At 55.2% G+C, this 18,924-nt stretch carries 17 protein-coding genes; 14 read left to right on the forward strand and 3 right to left on the reverse strand.

What is annotated here, in order from left to right:
* Positions 1 to 424 precede the first annotated feature (424 nt).
* From ACTIKR_RS15335 to ACTIKR_RS15350, 4 genes are all read left to right on the forward strand, one after another.
* Complete coding sequence (locus ACTIKR_RS15335) at positions 425 to 799, forward strand: DUF2069 domain-containing protein (protein WP_370540223.1); 375 nt, start codon at positions 425 to 427, stop codon at positions 797 to 799.
* A 2-nt stretch (positions 800 to 801) separates the two neighbouring features.
* Positions 802 to 2,286 carry a protein adenylyltransferase SelO gene (locus ACTIKR_RS15340; RefSeq protein WP_442328270.1) on the forward strand — a complete coding sequence of 495 codons (1,485 nt, stop codon included), beginning with the start codon at positions 802 to 804 and terminating at the stop codon, positions 2,284 to 2,286.
* Between the two features lie 168 nt (positions 2,287 to 2,454).
* Complete coding sequence (gene aroC / locus ACTIKR_RS15345; RefSeq protein ID WP_193089021.1) at positions 2,455 to 3,510, forward strand: chorismate synthase; 1,056 nt, start codon at positions 2,455 to 2,457, stop codon at positions 3,508 to 3,510.
* A gap of 365 nt (positions 3,511 to 3,875) precedes the next feature.
* Complete coding sequence (locus ACTIKR_RS15350) at positions 3,876 to 4,490, forward strand: glutathione S-transferase family protein (protein WP_442328273.1); 615 nt, start codon at positions 3,876 to 3,878, stop codon at positions 4,488 to 4,490.
* Positions 4,491 to 4,551: 61 nt separating this feature from the next.
* Here ACTIKR_RS15350 and fahA read toward each other — a convergent pair whose 3' ends face one another.
* Together fahA and ACTIKR_RS15360 are read right to left on the reverse strand one after the other, a co-directional pair.
* Positions 4,552 to 5,880 (reverse strand): fumarylacetoacetase, encoded by a 1,329-nt coding sequence (fahA, locus tag ACTIKR_RS15355; protein ID WP_193089023.1) that lies wholly within the window; start codon positions 5,878 to 5,880, stop codon positions 4,552 to 4,554.
* Between the two features lie 116 nt (positions 5,881 to 5,996).
* Positions 5,997 to 7,280: an aspartate aminotransferase family protein gene (locus tag ACTIKR_RS15360; RefSeq protein WP_442328274.1), complete on the reverse strand. Its 1,284-nt coding sequence runs from the start codon at positions 7,278 to 7,280 to the stop codon at positions 5,997 to 5,999.
* Between the two features lie 406 nt (positions 7,281 to 7,686).
* Between ACTIKR_RS15360 and leuC the strand changes: the two genes are divergently transcribed.
* The 10 genes from leuC to ACTIKR_RS15410 all read left to right on the forward strand — a co-directional run bounded on the left by leuC (position 7,687) and on the right by ACTIKR_RS15410 (position 17,974).
* The gene (gene leuC / locus ACTIKR_RS15365; protein ID WP_193089024.1) at positions 7,687 to 9,090 is read left to right on the forward strand and encodes a 3-isopropylmalate dehydratase large subunit; all 1,404 of its coding nucleotides are present in this window, start codon (positions 7,687 to 7,689) and stop codon (positions 9,088 to 9,090) included.
* Positions 9,091 to 9,094: 4 nt separating this feature from the next.
* Positions 9,095 to 9,751 carry a 3-isopropylmalate dehydratase small subunit gene (gene leuD / locus ACTIKR_RS15370; RefSeq protein WP_193089025.1) on the forward strand — a complete coding sequence of 219 codons (657 nt, stop codon included), beginning with the start codon at positions 9,095 to 9,097 and terminating at the stop codon, positions 9,749 to 9,751.
* 30 nt (positions 9,752 to 9,781) lie between these two features.
* Positions 9,782 to 10,858: a 3-isopropylmalate dehydrogenase gene (gene leuB, locus ACTIKR_RS15375; RefSeq protein WP_193089026.1), complete on the forward strand. Its 1,077-nt coding sequence runs from the start codon at positions 9,782 to 9,784 to the stop codon at positions 10,856 to 10,858.
* A 121-nt stretch (positions 10,859 to 10,979) separates the two neighbouring features.
* Complete coding sequence (gene asd / locus ACTIKR_RS15380) at positions 10,980 to 12,110, forward strand: aspartate-semialdehyde dehydrogenase (RefSeq protein WP_193089027.1); 1,131 nt, start codon at positions 10,980 to 10,982, stop codon at positions 12,108 to 12,110.
* Between the two features lie 2 nt (positions 12,111 to 12,112).
* Positions 12,113 to 12,328, forward strand: coding sequence for a hypothetical protein (locus tag ACTIKR_RS15385; protein WP_193089028.1), 216 nt, complete (start codon positions 12,113 to 12,115; stop codon positions 12,326 to 12,328).
* A 28-nt stretch (positions 12,329 to 12,356) separates the two neighbouring features.
* Entirely contained in the window at positions 12,357 to 13,169 is an 813-nt protein-coding gene (gene truA, locus ACTIKR_RS15390) for a tRNA pseudouridine(38-40) synthase TruA (RefSeq protein ID WP_370540224.1), read from the forward strand.
* Between the two features lie 459 nt (positions 13,170 to 13,628).
* Complete coding sequence (locus ACTIKR_RS15395) at positions 13,629 to 14,729, forward strand: TRAP transporter substrate-binding protein (RefSeq protein ID WP_193089030.1); 1,101 nt, start codon at positions 13,629 to 13,631, stop codon at positions 14,727 to 14,729.
* Positions 14,730 to 14,843: 114 nt separating this feature from the next.
* A complete protein-coding gene (locus ACTIKR_RS15400; RefSeq protein ID WP_193089031.1) occupies positions 14,844 to 15,458 on the forward strand; it encodes a TRAP transporter small permease subunit in 615 nt (204 codons plus the stop codon).
* 2 nt (positions 15,459 to 15,460) lie between these two features.
* Positions 15,461 to 17,167, forward strand: coding sequence for a TRAP transporter large permease (locus ACTIKR_RS15405; protein ID WP_193089032.1), 1,707 nt, complete (start codon positions 15,461 to 15,463; stop codon positions 17,165 to 17,167).
* A 138-nt stretch (positions 17,168 to 17,305) separates the two neighbouring features.
* Positions 17,306 to 17,974 carry a phosphoribosylanthranilate isomerase gene (locus ACTIKR_RS15410; protein ID WP_442328271.1) on the forward strand — a complete coding sequence of 223 codons (669 nt, stop codon included), beginning with the start codon at positions 17,306 to 17,308 and terminating at the stop codon, positions 17,972 to 17,974.
* A gap of 90 nt (positions 17,975 to 18,064) precedes the next feature.
* On the opposite strand, the gene ACTIKR_RS15415 is transcribed toward ACTIKR_RS15410, so the two are convergent.
* A partial coding sequence (locus ACTIKR_RS15415; RefSeq protein WP_442328272.1) for an ATP-binding cassette domain-containing protein occupies positions 18,065 to 18,924 on the reverse strand: 860 nt, incomplete at its 5' end.

Below are 18,924 nucleotides of genomic sequence, written 5' to 3' on the forward strand. Positions count from 1 at the left end.
ATGTTCAGTCGCAACTCCTCCTGAGCTTCCATTGCTTCCTGTTGTTCCTGTTTCTTTTGCTGTTCCAAATCGAAATCGTTGTGTTTTGTCATGATCAGATGGCTGGTTTACCGCGTCGGAGTGCCAACACGGTGATACTCGGGTCAGGATGATTTCAGTATAACAAACCGTAAAGATCATGCTGTTGCGTCCTCGCGCGGGGCAGTTGCAAATTGTAATTGCTGGGCGGTTGTCGCACTTGCAGCGATTGCGGCGATGACAACGAATATAATGAAGAGATTGATTAGCCAGACTGGACATTATTTTGACAAAGCCTTCTTCAGCGCCTGATGCCGATGTGCCGCAGGCCGGTTCCGCCAACCCGCAGCTATCGCCGCCATCCGCAACTGAGCCGGCGCTTGCGTCAGTCCACCAGGCGCGGCAGATTGCATTGAATCCGTGCTATCGGGTGGCGGCGTTTGTTTCCCTTTTGCTGCTGTTTTTGCTGTGCATCGCCTGGGAGTTATTCCTTGATCCGCTGATGCCTGGCGGCAGCGTGTACGTCCTGAAGGCGCTGCCACTGTTGTTCCCCTTGTATGGTGTTTACAAAGGCAATCTGTATACGCTGCAATGGTCATCCATGCTGGTGCTGTTGTATTTTACCGAAGGGGTGGTTCGCTGGTATTCTGATATCAGCACCACGTCTTCCATGCTCGGGGCCGTTGAAACAGTATTGTCGCTGGTGTTTTTTCTTGCCGCCATCCTTTATGTGCGCCCGGCCAAGCAGGCGGCAAAACGCAGCAAAAAACAGGGGAAATAACGATGCAATCGAATCTGAAAGTCAGCAACCAATTCGCTTCCTTGCCACCGGCGTTTTATACACGACTCAGGATGCAGGGGCTGACAGATCCGACGCTACTGCATGTCAATCCTGACGTACTGGCCCGGCTGGGACTGACCATGGAAGATGCGCGTTCGCCGCAATTTCTGTCTATCATGTCCGGCAACGCCGATTTGCCCGGAGGCGTGACGCTCTCGGCAGTATATAGCGGGCATCAGTTCGGGGTCTGGGCCGGCCAACTGGGAGATGGGCGCGCCCATCTGTTGGGGGCCATTGGCGGCACAGACGGCAAAGGCAAGCCGGTAGACTGGGAAATTCAGCTCAAGGGATCGGGCAAGACGCCGTATTCACGCATGGGAGACGGCCGCGCCGTGTTGCGCTCTTCCATGCGCGAGTATCTGGCCAGCGCGGCCATGACCGGTTTGGGTATCCCAACCACCCAGGCGCTATGCCTGGTAGGCTCGGACGATCCTGTGTACCGCGAAACCGTTGAAACGGCGGCGATTGTAGCGCGTGTAGCGCCGTCCTTTGTCCGCTTCGGTTCTTTCGAGCATTGGTATGCAGCAAAGGATCCGGTGCGCTTGCGGGAGCTGTTGGACTATGTGATTGGCAGTTTTTTTGCTGACCAGGTGCCGACCCCGGATAACGAACACACGCTGAACGATGTCATCGAGCGGTTTGTCGATGTCGTGATCGAGCGCACTGCCACATTGATGGCCGACTGGCAATCCGTGGGCTTCAATCACGGTGTCATGAACACCGATAATATGTCGGTGCTGGGCCTGACGCTGGACTACGGTCCCTATGGTTTCATGGATGCATTTCGCATCAATCACGTCTGCAATCATACCGATGCGCAGGGGCGCTACGCCTGGAATGCGCAACCGTCTGTCGGTTTGTGGAATCTGTACCGTTTTGCCAACTGCTTTGTTGCCCTGGGGGCAGACCCAGAGCGCCTGAAGGCGCGGCTTGAACGCTACGAGGGCTTGTTCATTGCCGCCTACAGGGACCGCATGCTTGCCAAGCTGGGGTTACAAACCTGGAAGGAAGGCGACGATGAGCTCATTGATGGCTGGTGGCGCGTGCTGCATGAACAGTCGGCAGATTTTACCCTGAGTTTTCGTTATCTGGCGAAGATTGATGACGATGAAAGCGCGTTGCGCAGCCTGTTTGCCGATACAGCGGGGCTTGAGCAATGGCTGGTATCGTACCGCGCGCGCTTGCAGGACAATGATGGCGATGGTCAGGCCCGTGCCAGCCGAATGGACCGGGTCAATCCGCTTTATGTACTGCGCAACTATCTGGCAGAAGAAGCGATACAGGCGGCGGCAAAAGGCGATATGAGCGTGACCGATGCCCTGCTGCAGGTGCTGCGTGATCCCTACACTGCCAAGCCTGGCATGGAGCATTATGCGGAACCGCCGCCGGATTGGGGGCGGGAGCTTGAAGTCAGTTGTTCATCATAGCGGGAGCGGTCAACCGCAGGCGGGCGGGATTCTAACTGGATCTGGCTGACCGGCAACCTGCAGCCAACTGCATTTGACGTTAAAGCGAGCCTTGCGGCAGTTTCTGGTATTCTTCAGTACTTTCCTCGGTCCGCAACAGACGTGCAACACATTTTTACTGGATAAGATATGTCGGGTAACACATTAGGCAAACTTTTTTCGGTCACCAACTTCGGTGAATCCCACGGGCCGGCGATCGGCTGCGTGGTGGATGGCTGTCCGGCAGGCATGACCTTGTCTGCCCAGGATATCCAGATCGAGCTTGATCGTCGGCGTCCCGGGACATCGCGTCATGTGACGCAGCGACAGGAGCCAGACACCGTTGAGATTTTGTCTGGCGTGTATGAAGGCAAAACCACAGGAACGGCAATTGGCCTGCTGATCCGCAATCAGGATCAGCGCAGCAAGGACTATTCCGCGATCGCCGATACCTTCCGTCCAGGTCACGCCGATCGGACCTATTGGGAAAAATATGGCATTCGTGATCCGCGCGGGGGCGGCCGTTCTTCTGCACGGCTGACGGCGCCAACCGTTGCTGCCGGAGCCATCGCCAAAAAATGGCTGGGCGAAAAGTTCGGCACGGTCATCAGGGGTTATATGAGCCAGCTGGGCCCCATCCAGATCCCGTTCAAATCCTGGGACGAAATTGCAACCAATCCGTTTTATGCCCCCGATGCCTCGGTGGTTCCCGAGTTGGAGGCGTTTATGGATCAGTTGCGCAAGGATGGCGATTCCATTGGCGCGCGCATCGAAGTGGTGGCCCAGGGGCTGCCGGCTGGCTGGGGCGAGCCGCTGTATGACAGGCTTGATGCCGATATTGCATTTGCAATGATGGGGTTGAATGCGGTCAAAGGAGTTTCCATTGGCGCTGGTTTTGGATGTATTGCCCAGCGCGGGTCAGAGCATGGTGACGAACTTACGCCCGACGGTTATCTGAGCAATCATGCCGGTGGTGTGCTCGGTGGTATTTCTACGGGCCAGGACATCACGGTCTCGCTTGCCATCAAGCCCACCTCCAGTATTCGCATCGAACGCAAGTCGGTAAACAGGGCCGGTGAGCCGGTCATGGTGCAGACGCTGGGTCGCCATGATCCCTGCGTGGGCATTCGCGCTACCCCTATTGCCGAAGCATTGCTGGCATTGATACTGATTGATCACGCGTTGCGACAACAAGCCTATCGTTGATGTGACAGTAGCAGTAGCAATAGCTGCGGAAAGAGCTGCAGCGGCTTGCAGCGTTTATGCTGCGAGATTAAGCTTGAACTGTCCTGCCGGTATTTTATACAGGAGCAGGGGAGCCTGCGCTCAGTTGGCACTGGCGTCAGGCTTCAATGGATAGTAAGCTGGATCTTGCCCGCGTCGCGGTATGTAATTAATGCCCGGCCCCATCACTGATTTATTGCTCGGTATCGATCCATTACATCCAATCCTGTTACTGCATGAAGTGGTCTCGTGGTTGCAGCGGCGCGTGAGTAATGCTTCGGCCTGCGCCCGTTGTGATCCAACACCTGTATTGTGAATTCGCTGTCTTTTAACAGGAGCAACAGATGATGAAACTGTATGGATTCGGCCCTACGCGCTCGCTTCGTGCGCTGTGGGCGCTTCAGGAACTTGATGCGCAATTTGAATTTGTGTCCGTTAATCTGGCGGCCGGAGAGAACCGGGATCCGGATTTTCTGCGTCTGAATCCAGCCGGCAGGCTTCCCGTGCTGGTTGACGGGGACCTCGTCCTGACTGAGTCGGCGGCGATCGTCATGTATCTGGCAGAAAAGTATGCAGCCAAGGGATTGATGCCTGCCGATTTGAAGCAACGCGCGCTTGTCTATCGCTGGTCCATGTTTGCAATGACAGAATTGGAACAACCGTTGTGGCGAATTGCCAGACATACCTTCGTCTATCCGGAAAACAAACGTTTGCCGCAGGACGTAGCGCTTGCCCGGGAAGAGTTTACGGAAATGGCGGCGATACTTGACGCCCATATGCAGGGGCGTCAATTCATTGTTGGCGATATCATCACCTGTGCCGATTGCATTACCGCTTATGTGCTGGACTGGGGTAATGAAGCGGGATTGATTGAAGGCTTGCCGAATCTCAAGGCATATTTTACGCGGATGTATGCAAGATCCAGTGCGCCACAGCGAATTGCCGAGGCATTTGCGAGCTGAATTAATGATGAAGCGGATAGGGCATTATTTCTGCGCTATCCGCTTCGTTCAGACCGCTGTCTTACTCAGATTTGAAATTGGCTTTGAGCACGGTGCCCGATACCGATCCAAATGAAATATCGGGATAGCCGTCCTTTTTGCAGACGGCCTTCATGATGATTTCATCGCCATCTTCCAGAAAGCTGCGGCTTTCACCCCACGGCAGGGAAATGGGTTTTTTGCCGGCAGCGGCAAGTTCAAGCAAAGAGCCCGCTTGGGCGGCATCGGGACCGGATAGCGTACCGGTGCCCAGCATGTCGCCAGGCTGTAGATTGCAGCCGTTGACCGTGTGATGGGTGATCAGCTGTGCGGCAGTCCAGTAGGCATCCTTGAAATTGCTGGTGGCCAGCGTAAAGGGTTGCTGACCGCTATCGCGCGACTGCTGCGTTGTGATTTGCACTTCCAGCCCGATATCATAGGCGCCGCCTTCGGCGTTGGCTTGCGAGTGCAGATAGGGCAGCGGCTGCGGATCTGTGGCCGGATGGGAAAAAGCGGTACGGAATGGCTCGAGCGCTTCCAGCGTGATGACCCACGGTGAAATGGTAGACGCAAAGTTCTTGGCGAGAAATGGCCCCAGCGGCACGTATTCCCAGGCTTGCAGGTCGCGGGCCGACCAATCGTTCAGGATACAAAAGCCAAAGATATGTTTTTCTGCCTGTTCGATATCAATGCGCTGGCCCTGTTCATTGCTTTCTCCAACGAATATTCCCAGTTCCAGTTCGTAGTCAAGCCGTTTGCATGGGCCAAAATCCGGGGCATCACCTTCGTTTTGCGGCTTTGTCTGGCCTACCGGGCGCGGGAATGCCTGGCCGGATACCCCGATGCTGGAAGCCCGGCCATGGTAGCCGATGGGTACCCATTTATAGTTTGGCAGCAGCGGGTTGTCGGGCCGGAACTGTTTGCCGATAGACGTGGCATGGTGTACTGAGATATAGAAATCGGTGTAGTCGCCGATGCGCGACGGCGTGATAAATTCGGCTTCGTCCTGTGCCACCAGCAATGGGCGGATGGCCTCTTCATGCGGCGATCCGGAGCGCAGGGCCTCTGATAATGCCAGGCGCAGTGCAGACCAGTAAGGCTGGCCAAGCGCCATCAAGCCATTGAGCTGGATGCCCTGGCATGCCTCCAGCGCCTGTTGTGCCTTATCGGTAAACAGGTTCAGGTCATACAGGCGGGACAGGTCGACAATCTGGTTGCCGATACCTACACCGGGACGAAATGCTTCGCCGGATCCGCGACGGCGAAACGAGGCAAAAGGCAGGTTCTGAATGGGGAAACCGTTTCCGGTTGTGTTGGCACTGTCCACCCAGCTGGTGAGGTCTGCCTGATGTGTCGCGTTTAGTGTAATCATGATTCAATAGTTAACAATAAAATTTCCGGTTTAGAAGTGTACCCAATATTGCAGTCGTGGCACATTCGCAGAATCCCGCAGGCGTCTTGTGGGCACCTGCGGGTATCGATGGTCACTTAAGCTGTTTGGCTGATAGCCTGCCCAAGCACGTCAAACAGCGTATTGATCTGTTCTTCATTGACAATCAGCGGCGGCGACAGGGCAATGGTGTCGCCTGTGTAGCGCAACAGTACGCCCGCATCATAGCAGCGCTGGAATACCTCGGCAGCACGTGCGCCCGGCGCGTTCTCGCGCGGCGCCAGTTCCACGCCGGCGACCATGCCCAGGTTGCGTACGTCGATGACATTGGGCAATCCGTTCAGGGCATGGGCAGCCGCTTCGAAAGCGGGCGAGCGTTTTCTGGCATTGTCGAAGATGCCTTCGGACTGATAAAGCGCCAGCGTTGCGCCAATGGCGGCCATTGCCATCGGGTGACCCGAATAGGTATAGCCATGGAACAGCTCAATGCCGTTTTCGCTGGCGTTAACCACGGTATCGTACAGGGAATTTGTGACAGCAACCGCACCGGCCGGCACAGCCGCATTGCTGATACCCTTGGCCATAGTGATAATGTCCGGCGTGACGCTGAAGTAGTCACTTGCCGTATTGGCGCCCAGTCGGCCAAATCCGGTAATGACTTCGTCGAAAATCAGCAGGATGCCGTGCTTGCTGGTGATGTCACGCAAACGTTCCAGATAGCCTTTGGGTGGAATCAGCACCCCTGTTGACCCGGCCATGGGCTCGACAATGACGGCGGCGATTGTGGAGGCATCATGCAGTGCAACGATTTGCTCCAGTTCGTCAGCCAGATGCGCCCCCCAGGCCGGCTGTCCCTTGCTGAAGGCATTTTGCTCCAGATTGTGCGTATGGGGAAGATGATCGACATTCGGGATCAGCGAGTTGGAGAATGCCTTGCGATTCGGGCTGATGCCGCCCACCGAAATGCCACCGAAACCGACGCCATGATAGCCGCGCTCACGCCCGATCAGACGGGTGCGTTGCGGCTGGCCATTTGCCCGATGGTACGCCAGGGCAATCTTCAGGGCGGTATCGACCGATTCGGATCCGGAATTGGTAAAGAAAATGCGCTGCATCCCTTTGGGCATAAGCGCAGCCACTGCCGTGGCGGTTTCGAATGCCAACGGATGACCCATCTGGAAACTGGGTGCATAGTCCAGCGTGGCCGCCTGAGTGGCAATAGCCTGGATAATTTCGTCACGGCAATGCCCCGCATTGACACACCATAATCCGGCACATCCGTCCAAAATCTGGCGGCCGTCGGTGCTCTTGTAGTACATGCCTTTGGCAGAGGCAAGCAGACGAGGCGCTGCCTTAAAGCTTCGGTTGGCAGTAAAGGGCATCCATAAATGGGAAAGATCTGGGGTCTGAGTCGTCATTTGTGTCTCCGAGTAGATGTTCTATTCTACTCACAATAGCGGCATTTTTCTGTTTCGCTCGCAGGTTTGACCGGGAGAAGGCTGTTAGAGGACTGCTATTGGCATTATTGGGAAGTATAGTAGTAGTGATACCAGTATAATATATTGGCTTGTTATCAATATTGATTCGGCCATAATACGCATACGGCGCATGAAATAACAATACCGACTGCGATCCTTGCCGACGCGGGGTCCGCTCTGTCATGCGCAGTCCGGAAAACCATACGGTATCGATACCGTATGGTTCGGGACAGCAGCAGAACGGGCAGCGCATAGCAGGGTCCACGCAGCAGTCGATGAACCCGCATACCAGCATTATCAGGAGAACATTTTGGCTCAGACCCTTTACGACAAACTCTGGGACGCCCACGTGGTGCACCAGGAAGACGACGGCACCTGTCTTTTATATATCGACCGTCATTTATTGCATGAAGTGACCAGTCCGCAGGCTTTCGAAGGCCTGGCGCTGGCTGAACGCAAGCCATGGCGGCTCTCCGCCAATCTGGCGGTGGCCGACCATAATGTGCCGACACTGGGCCGTGCCCAGGGCATCAGTGACCCTATTTCGAAACTGCAGGTCGATACGCTGGACAAAAACTGCGAGACTTACGGGGTTACCGAGTTTCGCATGAACGATCTGCGTCAGGGTATTGTGCACGTGATCGGACCAGAGCAGGGCGCAACACTGCCCGGCATGACCGTGGTTTGCGGCGACTCGCATACCAGCACTCATGGCGCCATGGGTGCACTGGCTTTCGGCATCGGGACCTCGGAAGTGGAGCATGTGCTGGCCACGCAAACGCTGCTGATGAAAAAAAACAAGAACATGCTGATCCGAGTCAGCGGCGATCTGCCCTTTGGCTGTACTGCCAAGGATCTGGTCCTGTATATAATCGGCGTCATCGGTACCGCTGGCGGCACAGGCCATGCCATTGAATTTGCCGGCAAGGCCATCAGCGACCTGTCCATGGAAGGTCGCATGACTGTCTGTAATATGGCGATTGAAGCCGGCGCCCGTTCAGGCATGGTCGCCGTGGACGATAAAACCATTCAGTATTTCAAGAGCCGTCCTTACTCGCCGGCTGGCGTCTTGTGGGACCAGGCGGTGGACTACTGGAAGACATTGCACTCGGATGCTGATGCCAAGTTTGACAAAATCATTGATATCGATGCCCGTCAGGTACGCCCGCAAGTGACCTGGGGCACGTCGCCCGAGATGGTGCTTTCCATTGAAGATCGCATCCCTGATCCTGATCGCGAAAAGGATGATGTTCGCCGCAATGGGATGGAGCGCGCGCTGCAGTATATGGGTCTGAAACCCAATACGCCCATTGCAGACATTCGGGTAGACCGCGTGTTCATTGGTTCCTGTACCAATTCCCGGATTGAAGACCTGCGCGCCGCTGCCAAAGTGGCGCGCGGCCGCCGCGTGGCGTCCAACGTGATTCAGGCCATGGTGGTGCCCGGATCTGGTCTGGTCAAGCAGCAGGCGGAAAAGGAAGGGCTCGACAAGATCTTTGTGGACGCCGGCTTCGAATGGCGCGAACCGGGCTGCTCCATGTGTCTGGCCATGAATGCCGACCGTCTTGAGCCGGGAGAGCGTTGCGCTTCGACCTCCAACCGTAACTTCGAAGGCCGTCAGGGCCAGGGTGGCAGAACCCACCTGGTCAGCCCGGCCATGGCTGCCGCGGCCGCTATTGCCGGCCATTTTGTCGATGTCAGAAAATTAGGATAACAGCATGGAAGCATTTACCATTCATGAAGGCCTGGTCGCTCCCTTGGATCGCGAGAACGTGGATACAGACCTGATCATACCGAAGCAGTTTTTAAAATCCATCAAACGCTCGGGTTTTGGCCCCAATCTGTTCGATGAGCTGCGTTATCTGGATCATGGCGAGCCGGGCATGGACAACAGCAAGCGCCCGCTTAACCCCGAGTTCGTACTCAATCAGCCGCGCTATCAGGGCGCCAGCGTACTGCTCGCGCGTAAAAATTTCGGTTGTGGTTCAAGCCGGGAACATGCGCCGTGGGCGCTTGCCCAGTACGGTTTCAAGGCGATTATTGCGCCTTCGTATGCCGATATCTTTTTCAACAACAGCTTCAAGAACGGCTTGCTGCCGATTGTGCTTTCCGAGTTGGAAGTGGGCCGGCTGTTTGACGAAGTGCGCGCATTCAATGGCTACAAGCTGCGAATTGACCTTGAGCGCCAGGTGGTCATTACCGCCGACGGACGGGAACTGGGCTTTGAAGTAGACGCCTTTCGCAAATACTGTCTGCTCAATGGCTTTGACGACATCGGCCTGACATTGCGCCGCTCCGACCAGATTCGCAAGTTCGAAGCCGAGCGTCTGGCGCGCCATCCCTGGCTCGAAGGCAGCGCTGGGCTGAGCCGATAATCCTATACCAAATTAAGAGAAATACGCGTTATGACACACACAATCGCAGTTCTTCCCGGTGATGGCATCGGTCACGAAATCGTTGAACAGGCGCAGCGGGTGCTCAGCGCCCTGGGGCTGGACCTGATTATGGAGCAGGCCCCCGTCGGTGGCACGGCTTTCGACCTGCATGGTCACCCGTTGCCGGAAGCAACGCTGGCATTGGCCAAGCGCAGCAACGCCATTCTTTTTGGCGCCGTTGGCGGATGGAACTACGACTCCCTGCCGCGCGAACATCGTCCTGAACAGGCCATTCTGGGCCTGCGCAAGAGCCTGGGCCTGTTTGCTAACTTGCGGCCGGCCATTCTTTATCCGCAACTGGCCAATGCCTCATCGCTCAAGCCGGAAATTGTATCGGGTCTGGATATCCTGATCATCCGCGAACTGACCGGTGATATCTATTTCGGCAAGCCCAGAGGCGTGCGCGTGGTTGAAGAAGGCGAATTCAAGGGCGAGCAGGAAGGCTTCGATACCATGCGTTATGCCGAGTCCGAGGTGCGGCGTATTGCACGTATCGGCTTTGAGGCCGCGCAGAAACGCAGCAAGAAACTGTGCAGTGTAGACAAGGCCAATGTGCTGGAAACGTCGCAATTCTGGCGCGATATCATGATCGATGTGGCCAAAGGCTATCCGGACGTCGAACTGTCCCATATGTATATCGATAACGCGGCCATGCAACTGGTGCGCGCACCCAAGGAATTCGATGTCATTGTGACCGGCAATATCTTCGGCGATATCCTGTCGGACGAAGCGGCCATGCTTACCGGCTCGATCGGCATGCTGCCGTCCGCATCGCTCAATGCCTCCAACCAGGGCCTGTATGAGCCCAGTCACGGTTCAGCACCGGATATTGCCGGCAAAAATATTGCCAATCCGCTGGCTACCATTCTGTCTGCCGCCATGATGCTGCGCTATTCGCTGAACGAAGCGGCCGCGGCCGATCGCGTGGAAAACGCCGTCAGGGCAGTGCTGGAGCAGGGGTTGCGTACAGCCGACATTTTTGAGGCTGGCACCACAAAAGTTTCCACTTCTCAAATGGGTGACGCCGTATTGAAGGCGTTAAACTGATATAGTTATAAAATTCAGTTACTTATAATAGCGGATGGCGCACAGGGCTGCGCGCATCCGCTATTGCAGTTATATTTAACAGCAGTTCATTTTTCAGCTTCACAGAATTAGGTAAAGAATTATGTCACAGTCAGTGGGTTTTGTCGGATGGCGCGGAATGGTCGGTTCCGTACTTATGCAGCGTATGCGTGATGAGGGCGACTTTGCCTTCATCAATCCGGTCTTTTTTTCAACGAGCAATGCCGGAGGCAAGGCCCCGGCGTGGGCCGAGGGTGCCGCACCCTTGCAGGACGCACATGACATTGACGCACTGAAGAAGTTGCCTATTATTGTGACTGCCCAGGGGGGCGACTATACCACGCAGGTGCATGGCAAATTGCGCGATGCCGGCTGGGACGGTATCTGGATTGATGCGGCCAGCACCCTGCGTATGAAAGACAATGCAATTATTGTGCTGGATCCGGTCAACCGCAATGTGATTGATGCGGCCATTGGCAAAGGCGTCCGGAATTTTGTCGGCGGCAACTGCACGGTCAGCTGCATGCTGATGGGGCTGGCTGGTCTGTTCAAGCATGACCTGATCGACTGGATGAGCAGCATGACCTACCAGGCGGCTTCGGGCGGTGGCGCCCAGCATATGCGCGAACTGCTTACCCAGTTTGGCCAGCTGAATGCGGCTGTCAAACCGTTGCTGGATGATCCGGCCTCCGCCATTCTTGAAATAGACCGCCAGGTTCTGGCAAAACAGCAGGATCCGGAACTGCCGCGCGATATGTTCGGCGTGCCGCTAGGGGGTAGTCTGATTCCCTGGATCGACAAGGATCTGGGCAATGGCCAATCCCGCGAAGAATGGAAGGCCGAGGCTGAAACCAATAAAATACTGGGCCGTGGCCAAGGCTTTGGCAGCGCACCTATTCCCATTGATGGCTTGTGCGTGCGTATCGGCGCCATGCGCTGTCACAGCCAGGCACTGACCATCAAGCTGAAAAAAGACGTGTCCATTGATGAAATAAGCGACATGCTCAAGGAAGGCACGCAATGGGCTAAAGTCATCCCGAACACCCGTGACGAAACCATGCAGGATCTGACCCCGGTGGCTACGACCGGCACATTGGATATCCCGGTAGGGCGTCTGCGCAAGATGTCCATGGGTCCCGAATATCTGAGTGCTTTCACTGTCGGCGACCAGTTGTTGTGGGGGGCGGCCGAGCCGTTGCGCCGTATGCTGCGTATCAGCATCGGAGAGCTGTAATCATGGAACTGCCCACCTGGATAGCGAATTACATTTCGTTTTGGCTGCTTGGTGTATTAGGCGTCATCGTCGTGGGCCTGTTCATCATGCTGCGGTATGACCAGCGCCAGAAAGCCCGGATCCCTGCGGGGGCGGGCTATGATGCGTTCCAGCAGAAACTCAAATCCATCAATCTGGATCTTGATGCACCTGACTCCGACGCATCAACCCGTTCCTGAGCAGGAAACCTCCCGGGACGGCGAGCCTGTGTCCAGACGTATCGCGCTGGGCATCGCCTACAATGGCAAGCCCTATCTGGGCTGGCAGACGCAACCGGGCGGGCGCACTGTCCAGGACATGCTGGAAAAGGCGCTGGCGGCATTCACTTGTGAGCCAACGCCCACCATCTGTGCGGGCCGCACAGATACGGGCGTTCACGCGCGGGCCCAGGTTGTGCACATTAACACCGTCATACACAGGCGCATGGAATCCTGGGTCAGAGGGGTCAATGCCCATCTGCCGCCTGATATTACGGTGAGATGGGCGCAGGAAATGCCTGCCGACTTTCACGCGCGCTTTTCCGCAACTTCCCGCAGCTATGTTTATCTACTCAGAAACGAGCGCATTCTGTCTCCGCACTGGCATGGCCGGGCTGGCTGGGATTTTCATCCACTGGATCTGAACGCCATGCAGATGGCGGCGCAGTATCTGGTCGGTCAGCACGATTTCAGCAGTTTTCGTTCCTCGCAATGTCAGGCAGCCAGTCCAGTTCGCACCATTGAACATCTCAATATCGTCCAGCAGGGCGCATTTTTTGTTTTCACGCTCAGGGCCAACGCATTTTTGCATCACATGGTGCGCAATATTCTGGGCTGTCTGCTGTATGTGGGCAAGGGCCGTTATCCGCCAGACTGGATGCCCCAGGTGATGGCCGCGCGTGACCGCAAGGTGGCTGCTCCTACCTTTATGGCCGATGGGTTGTATTTTGCCCAGGCCAGTTATCCCGCCCATTTCGGTCTGGAACAATTTGACGCCTTCGATCTGAGCCGGCCGATCGAAGCGCTGCTGTTTGAGTCCTGAGCGCAGCATCAAGGGTAAGGTGCGGACCATTGGTGGTTGCCAGACCATCGGCGAGGCAACACAGCTGGATGCGCAGCACAAAGCGTCATACACATGATTCGGCGGCTGCGTGCATACCGCTTGTCAGCAACTGGTCAGCTTGCTTGTATTGCCCTGTGCCGATGTTTGTGCCTTTGCCTTGGCGATATTCTTTACATATGCAATAAAAACAACAAACAGAAACAAACGCCGTGGCCAATGGGCCAGACCGTCGTAAATTAATTACATATGCAATAAAGATAGACAGGGCGGGGTGCAGCACGCGTGCCAGCGCAGTTCATTGCATATGAAATAGCCCTGCATGTCCTGGGAAATAAGGGTAATTCTTGAGGGTAAAAAAATAATAATTCCTGTAGCATGCCCCGGTAACCAAAAGTTTCGCTTCTCTCTTACTCACAATACCCATTGGAGACATCAACGATGAAACGTCGTTCCTTCCTCAAGCAGGCGACAGCCGGTGTTGCCGCAACGGGGGGTGCTGTATTGGCATCGCCCGTTTTTGCGCAAGACGCACCCAGTATCAGCTGGCGCCTGGCTTCCAGCTTTCCAACCAGTGCCGATGCGATCTATAACGGCAGCGTCAATTTTGCCAAACACCTGGCCGAAGCGACAAATGGCAAGTTCAAAGTCAGTGTCCATCATGCAGGGGAAGTTGTTCCTGCACTCCAAGTGCTGGACGCGGTCCAGAACAACACGGTGCAATGCGGTCACAGCGCGGCCTATTATTATTACGGGAAGGATCCTGCCCTCAGTTTTGACGCAGCAGTGCCGTTTGGCCTGAATACCCGTCAGTACAATGCCTGGATGCGGGCCGGCAACGGTCTTGCGCTAACCCGTGAAGTGTACAAAAAATTCAACATCGTCAACTTTCCTTGTGGTCATACCGGTACGCAGATGGGTGGCTGGTTCCGCAAGGAAATCAATAGCGTAGAAGACCTCAAGGGTCTGAAAATGCGCTGCAGCGCCTTTGCCGGGGCGGTGCTTTCACGCCTGGGCGTGATTCCGCAACAGGTTGCGGGGGGCGATATTTATCCTTCGCTGGAGAAAGGTACCATTGACGCTGCTGAATGGATTGGCCCGTATGACGATGAAAAACTGGGCTTTAACAAAGTAGCCAAGTACTATTATTATCCGGGCTGGTGGGAAGGCGGCTTTCAGGTATCGCTGTACGTCAACGATGGCGAGTACGAAAAATTGCCCAAACACTATCAGGCTGCCATCATGCAGGCCAGTGCGTTGGCAACCGAAGAAATGATTGGCACGTATGATGCCAAAAATCCCGGTGCCTTGCGCCGTCTGATTGCCGGCGGTGGTGTCCTGAAGCGTTTTCCGAAGGCCGTGCTTGACGCTTCTTTTGCCGAAGCAACCAAAGTGTATGAAGAGCTGTCTGCAAAAGACCCGCTGTTCAAGAAGATCCATGATGACTACATGGCATTCCGCAATGACGTTTACCCGTGGTTCGGGGTTGCCGAGTTCAGCTACGATGCATTCATGCTGGACGCATTGAGAAACAAAAAATAAAAACACCATGTAAAATTCCTGTTTTGCTGGCTATTTTCCCTTAGCGTTAAATAGGTCGGTAAAACAGGCGTATCCTGATTCTCTTCTTTTTCCCTATTTTTGGTGTGAAAGCAAATGAAGTTTCTCTTCACTCTTTCCCGGGCTATTGACGCGCTCATGACTGCGGTTGGCCGCGTTGTGATCTGGCTCACACTCGTTGTGGTGCTGATCAGCGCTGCAAACGCGGTGGTGCGCAAGGTATTTCATTACAGCTCCAATGGCTGGCTGGAAATCCAATGGTATCTCTTTGGCGCGATTTTTCTGCTCGCGGCCGGCTATACCTTTCTCAAGAACGAGCACGTACGCGTGGATATTATTTCACAGCGTCTGTCCAAGCGGACTCAGATCATAATCGAGACAGTAGGGGTGCTGCTCTTCATGTTGCCGGCCTGCCTGTTGCTCATTTATCTCTCCTGGCCCTTTTTCATGTTGTCGTTCGAGACCAACGAACAATCCTCCAATGCGGGTGGGCTGGTACGCTGGCCGGTCAAATTGCTGATCCCTGTCGGCTTTTCGTTACTGGTGTTGGCGGGCATCTCTCATCTTATCAAATGCGTGGCTTTTCTCAGTGGAAAAGGTCCGGATCCTCTGGCGCCAATGGGCGGCAAGACAGCCGATGAGCTGCTGGCCGAAGAAATTGCGGCTGAAGCGGAACAGAAACGACAACAATCACTGCAGGCGGGTAACTAAGCATGGAGTTCTTAATTCAAAATATGCCGCCGATCATGTTTCTGACATTGATCTGCTTTTTGCTGTTGGGCTTTCCGGTCGCCTTTTCGCTTGCTGCCAACGGAATTCTTTACGCATTGCTGGGTATCGCCTTTGGCGAGTTTACCTTCCCGTTTCTGCAGGCGCTGCCTGACCGGGTGTTCGGGATTGTGCAGAACGATTCGTTGCTGGCCGTGCCGTTCTTCACCCTCATGGGCCTGATCCTAGAGCGATCGGGCATGGCCGAGGATTTGCTGGAGACAATCGGCCAGCTGTTCGGGCCGATTCGCGGCGGGCTGGCTATTGCAGTTGTGTTTGTGGGCGCCATGCTGGCAGCCACCACGGGCGTGGTGTCGGCGTCGGTCATCTCCATGGGCCTGATTTCACTGCCCATCATGCTGCGTTATGGCTATGATCGCAAGCTGGCAACCGGCGTTATCGCGGCCTCGGGCACGCTGTCACAAATCATTCCGCCTTCACTGGTGCTCATCATTCTGGCCGATCAGCTGGGACGTTCCATTGGCGATATGTATCGGGGCGCCATGATTCCCGGGTTTATTCTCGCGAGTGCCTACATTTTATATGTGGTGCTGGCTTCGCTGATCAAACCGTCGTACGCACCAGCCTTGCCGCCAGAGGCCCGTGTCTATCGCGAGTCCAATGGCAGCAATGGCCTGCCTTCATTGGTTGTGCTGGTCGTTATTGCCAGCGTCGGGGCCTGGTTGTTAGGCAGATTGTTTCTCTCGGAAAAAAGCGCCGCAGATGAAACCATCGTTCTGAATATGTTGCTGTGGGGTGTTATTGCATTTGCAATCGCTGGCCTGAACAACTTGCTCCGGCTGAAAATGCTGTCAAAGATTGCCGAAAGGGTGGTTTTCGTGATGGTGCCGCCGCTGTTTTTGATCTTCCTGGTATTGGGCACCATTTTCATTGGTGTTGCCACACCGACCGAAGGCGGTGCCATGGGAGCCGTTGGCGCCATTATCATGGCGCTGATCCGCGGCCGCTTAACGCTATCGCTGCTCAAACAGGCGATGGACACCACCACCAAGCTGACCAGCTTTGTCGTGTTCATTCTGGTAGGTTCAACCATCTTTACGCTGACCTTTACGGGGTTTGGTGGCCAGCATTGGGTAGAAGGTCTGTTTGCTTCTCTGCCTGGTGGAGAAATCGGCTTTCTGATCGTTGTCAGTGTCGTCACGTTCCTGTTGGCGTTTTTCCTGGATTTCTTTGAATTGGCCTTTATTATTGTGCCATTGCTGGGTCCGGTGGCCGACAAGATGGGTATCGACCTGATTTGGTTCGGTGTATTGCTGGCGGTCAACATGCAAACCTCCTTCATGCACCCGCCGTTCGGCTTTGCGCTGTTCTACTTGCGTTCGGTTGCACCTAAGCAAGACTACACCGACAGAGTTACCGGCAAGCTGATTAAACGGGTTACGACCGGTGACATCTATAAGGGCTCCATTCCGTTTATTGTCATTCAACTGTTGATGGTGGCTTCGGTCTTGACATTTCCGGGCATGGTCATGCACTACAAGGGCACCGCAACTGGTATTGATCCGAGCCAGGTCACTTTCGACACCGGCAATTCCTACGGCACTGATCCTTACGGATCAGATAGTGGTAGTGAGAAGGGCGAAAGCAGTTCGGGCGATGCCTATGACGACCCGGCTAACGCATTCAAATAGCGGTTTTTCTGGGCCAGGGGCGCTTTTTCCCTGCTCCGGCACACTGGTAGCGGTATTTTCGGGGCATGGTCCCTGAAATTTCGTTACACTCAGAACCCTGGCATCTGTTTTTGCCGGGGTTTTTTTATGGGACTGAAAATGAGAACCCGCGTTAAATTCTGTGGTCTGTCATCAGAAAAAGATATTCACGATGCGGTTTACGCCGGGGCCGATGCCATCGGGCTGGTGCTCTATGAAAAGAGCAAACGTTATGTGCCACTGACACAGGCGGCGGCGCTACGCCGCACGGTGCCTGCGTTTGTGAATGCCGTCACGCTGACCGTAAATGCCGACGTGCAAACCATCGAACAGATTATGAACGTGGTGCAGCCTGATTTCATACAGTTTCACGGTGATGAAACGGCTGATTTCTGTGAGCAGTTTTCCTATCCCTATATTCGGGCCCTGAGAGTTGGCGCCCCGGGATTGGCCTCGCCCGAGGAGATAGCCACTGCGGTCAGTGGCTATCCCAATGCCCGTGCTTTCCTGTTTGACGCCTATTCACCCGCTTATGGCGGCGCGGGTATTTCATTTGATATCGGTTTGCTGGCGCAGGCCACGCAGATTTTGCCAGCGCACAAAATAATGATTGCCGGCGGCCTGAATGCATCCAATATTGCAGCACTGGTGAGCAGCTATCATCCCTATGCGGTTGATTTGAGCAGCGGCATTGAAATTGCGCCTGGCGAAAAAAGCGCCGGCAAAATGCGTTCCTTTATGCTGGCGCTTTCCGAGGCGGACAAGTTGCACTGGCCCGTAAAACTATAAGTTCCTTGGCAACGGTTGTCGATGGTGCCGTCAATGGTGGTGTCAGACAATTGGCGCAGGCTTGCAGGGCGAGCGGCCCACATGGGCTTGTTATTCGATTTCAGCCTGATTTGTTAATGCTTCAATTGATTCATGCAATTGCAGCCATTCTTCTTCCAGCGTTTCTGCAGTGGCGGTCAGCTCGCCATGCTCGGCCAGCACGGCAACGCGTTCATCTCTGCGTGCATCAGAATAAAAATTTTCGTCGGCAATCAGCACATTGATCTGGGCAATTCGGGTTTGGGCAGTTTCCATGGCTTTTTCGACCTGCGCAAGGCGTTTGTCCAGCGGTTTGCGCAGCTGTGCAATGCGCTGGCGTTCTTCAGCCTGCTGGCGCCGCATTGCCTTTCGATCCGGGGCGGCGCTCAATCCATCGGCCGCAAGCGAGGCATCGCGCTCTTCCTGACGCATGGACAGGGCACGCTGCGCAAGCCAGTCGCGGTAGTCGTCCAGATCGCCGTCAAATTCAATCACCTGACCGTCTGCAACAATCCAGAAACTGTCGACGGTGGTGCGCAGCAGATGTCGATCATGCGAGACCATCAGCATGCTGCCGTCGAACTCGGCCAGGGCGGTGGCCAGCGCTTCGCGGGTATCAACATCCAGGTGATTGCTGGGTTCATCGAGCAACAGTAAATTGGGCTTTTGCCAGACAATCAGTGAGAGGGCTAGCCTGGCCTTTTCTCCACCGGAAAAGGGCGCCACTTTGTCATTGACTTTATCGCCGCCAAAGCCGAAGCCGCCCAGATAATTGCGCAGTTCCTGTTCGCGTGCCTCGGGCGCAATCCGCTGTAAATGCTGCAGCGGGCTGGCATCAACGTCAAGCATATCGAGCTGGTGCTGGGCAAAATAGCCAATTTCCAGACCCTTTGAAGGCTTGTAATGGCCGGCAAGAGGCGCGAGTTCGCGTG

The sequence above is a fragment of the Advenella sp. genome, assembly GCF_052108595.1.
Taxonomy (GTDB): Bacteria; Pseudomonadota; Gammaproteobacteria; order Burkholderiales; family Burkholderiaceae_B; genus Advenella.

Coding starts and splice junctions, on each gene's coding strand:
- leuB (WP_193089026.1), top strand. CDS start 9,782: ATGACACACACAATCGCAGTTCTTCCCGGTGATGGCATCGGTCACGAA.
- asd (WP_193089027.1), top strand. CDS start 10,980: ATGTCACAGTCAGTGGGTTTTGTCGGATGGCGCGGAATGGTCGGTTCC.
- aroC (WP_193089021.1), top strand. CDS start 2,455: ATGTCGGGTAACACATTAGGCAAACTTTTTTCGGTCACCAACTTCGGT.
- ACTIKR_RS15410 (WP_442328271.1), top strand. CDS start 17,306: ATGAGAACCCGCGTTAAATTCTGTGGTCTGTCATCAGAAAAAGATATT.
- ACTIKR_RS15400 (WP_193089031.1), top strand. CDS start 14,844: ATGAAGTTTCTCTTCACTCTTTCCCGGGCTATTGACGCGCTCATGACT.
- ACTIKR_RS15385 (WP_193089028.1), top strand. CDS start 12,113: ATGGAACTGCCCACCTGGATAGCGAATTACATTTCGTTTTGGCTGCTT.
- ACTIKR_RS15395 (WP_193089030.1), top strand. CDS start 13,629: ATGAAACGTCGTTCCTTCCTCAAGCAGGCGACAGCCGGTGTTGCCGCA.
- ACTIKR_RS15350 (WP_442328273.1), top strand. CDS start 3,876: ATGAAACTGTATGGATTCGGCCCTACGCGCTCGCTTCGTGCGCTGTGG.
- fahA (WP_193089023.1), bottom strand. CDS start 5,880: ATGATTACACTAAACGCGACACATCAGGCAGACCTCACCAGCTGGGTG.
- ACTIKR_RS15340 (WP_442328270.1), top strand. CDS start 802: ATGCAATCGAATCTGAAAGTCAGCAACCAATTCGCTTCCTTGCCACCG.
- ACTIKR_RS15360 (WP_442328274.1), bottom strand. CDS start 7,280: ATGCCCTTTACTGCCAACCGAAGCTTTAAGGCAGCGCCTCGTCTGCTT.
- ACTIKR_RS15405 (WP_193089032.1), top strand. CDS start 15,461: ATGGAGTTCTTAATTCAAAATATGCCGCCGATCATGTTTCTGACATTG.
- leuD (WP_193089025.1), top strand. CDS start 9,095: ATGGAAGCATTTACCATTCATGAAGGCCTGGTCGCTCCCTTGGATCGC.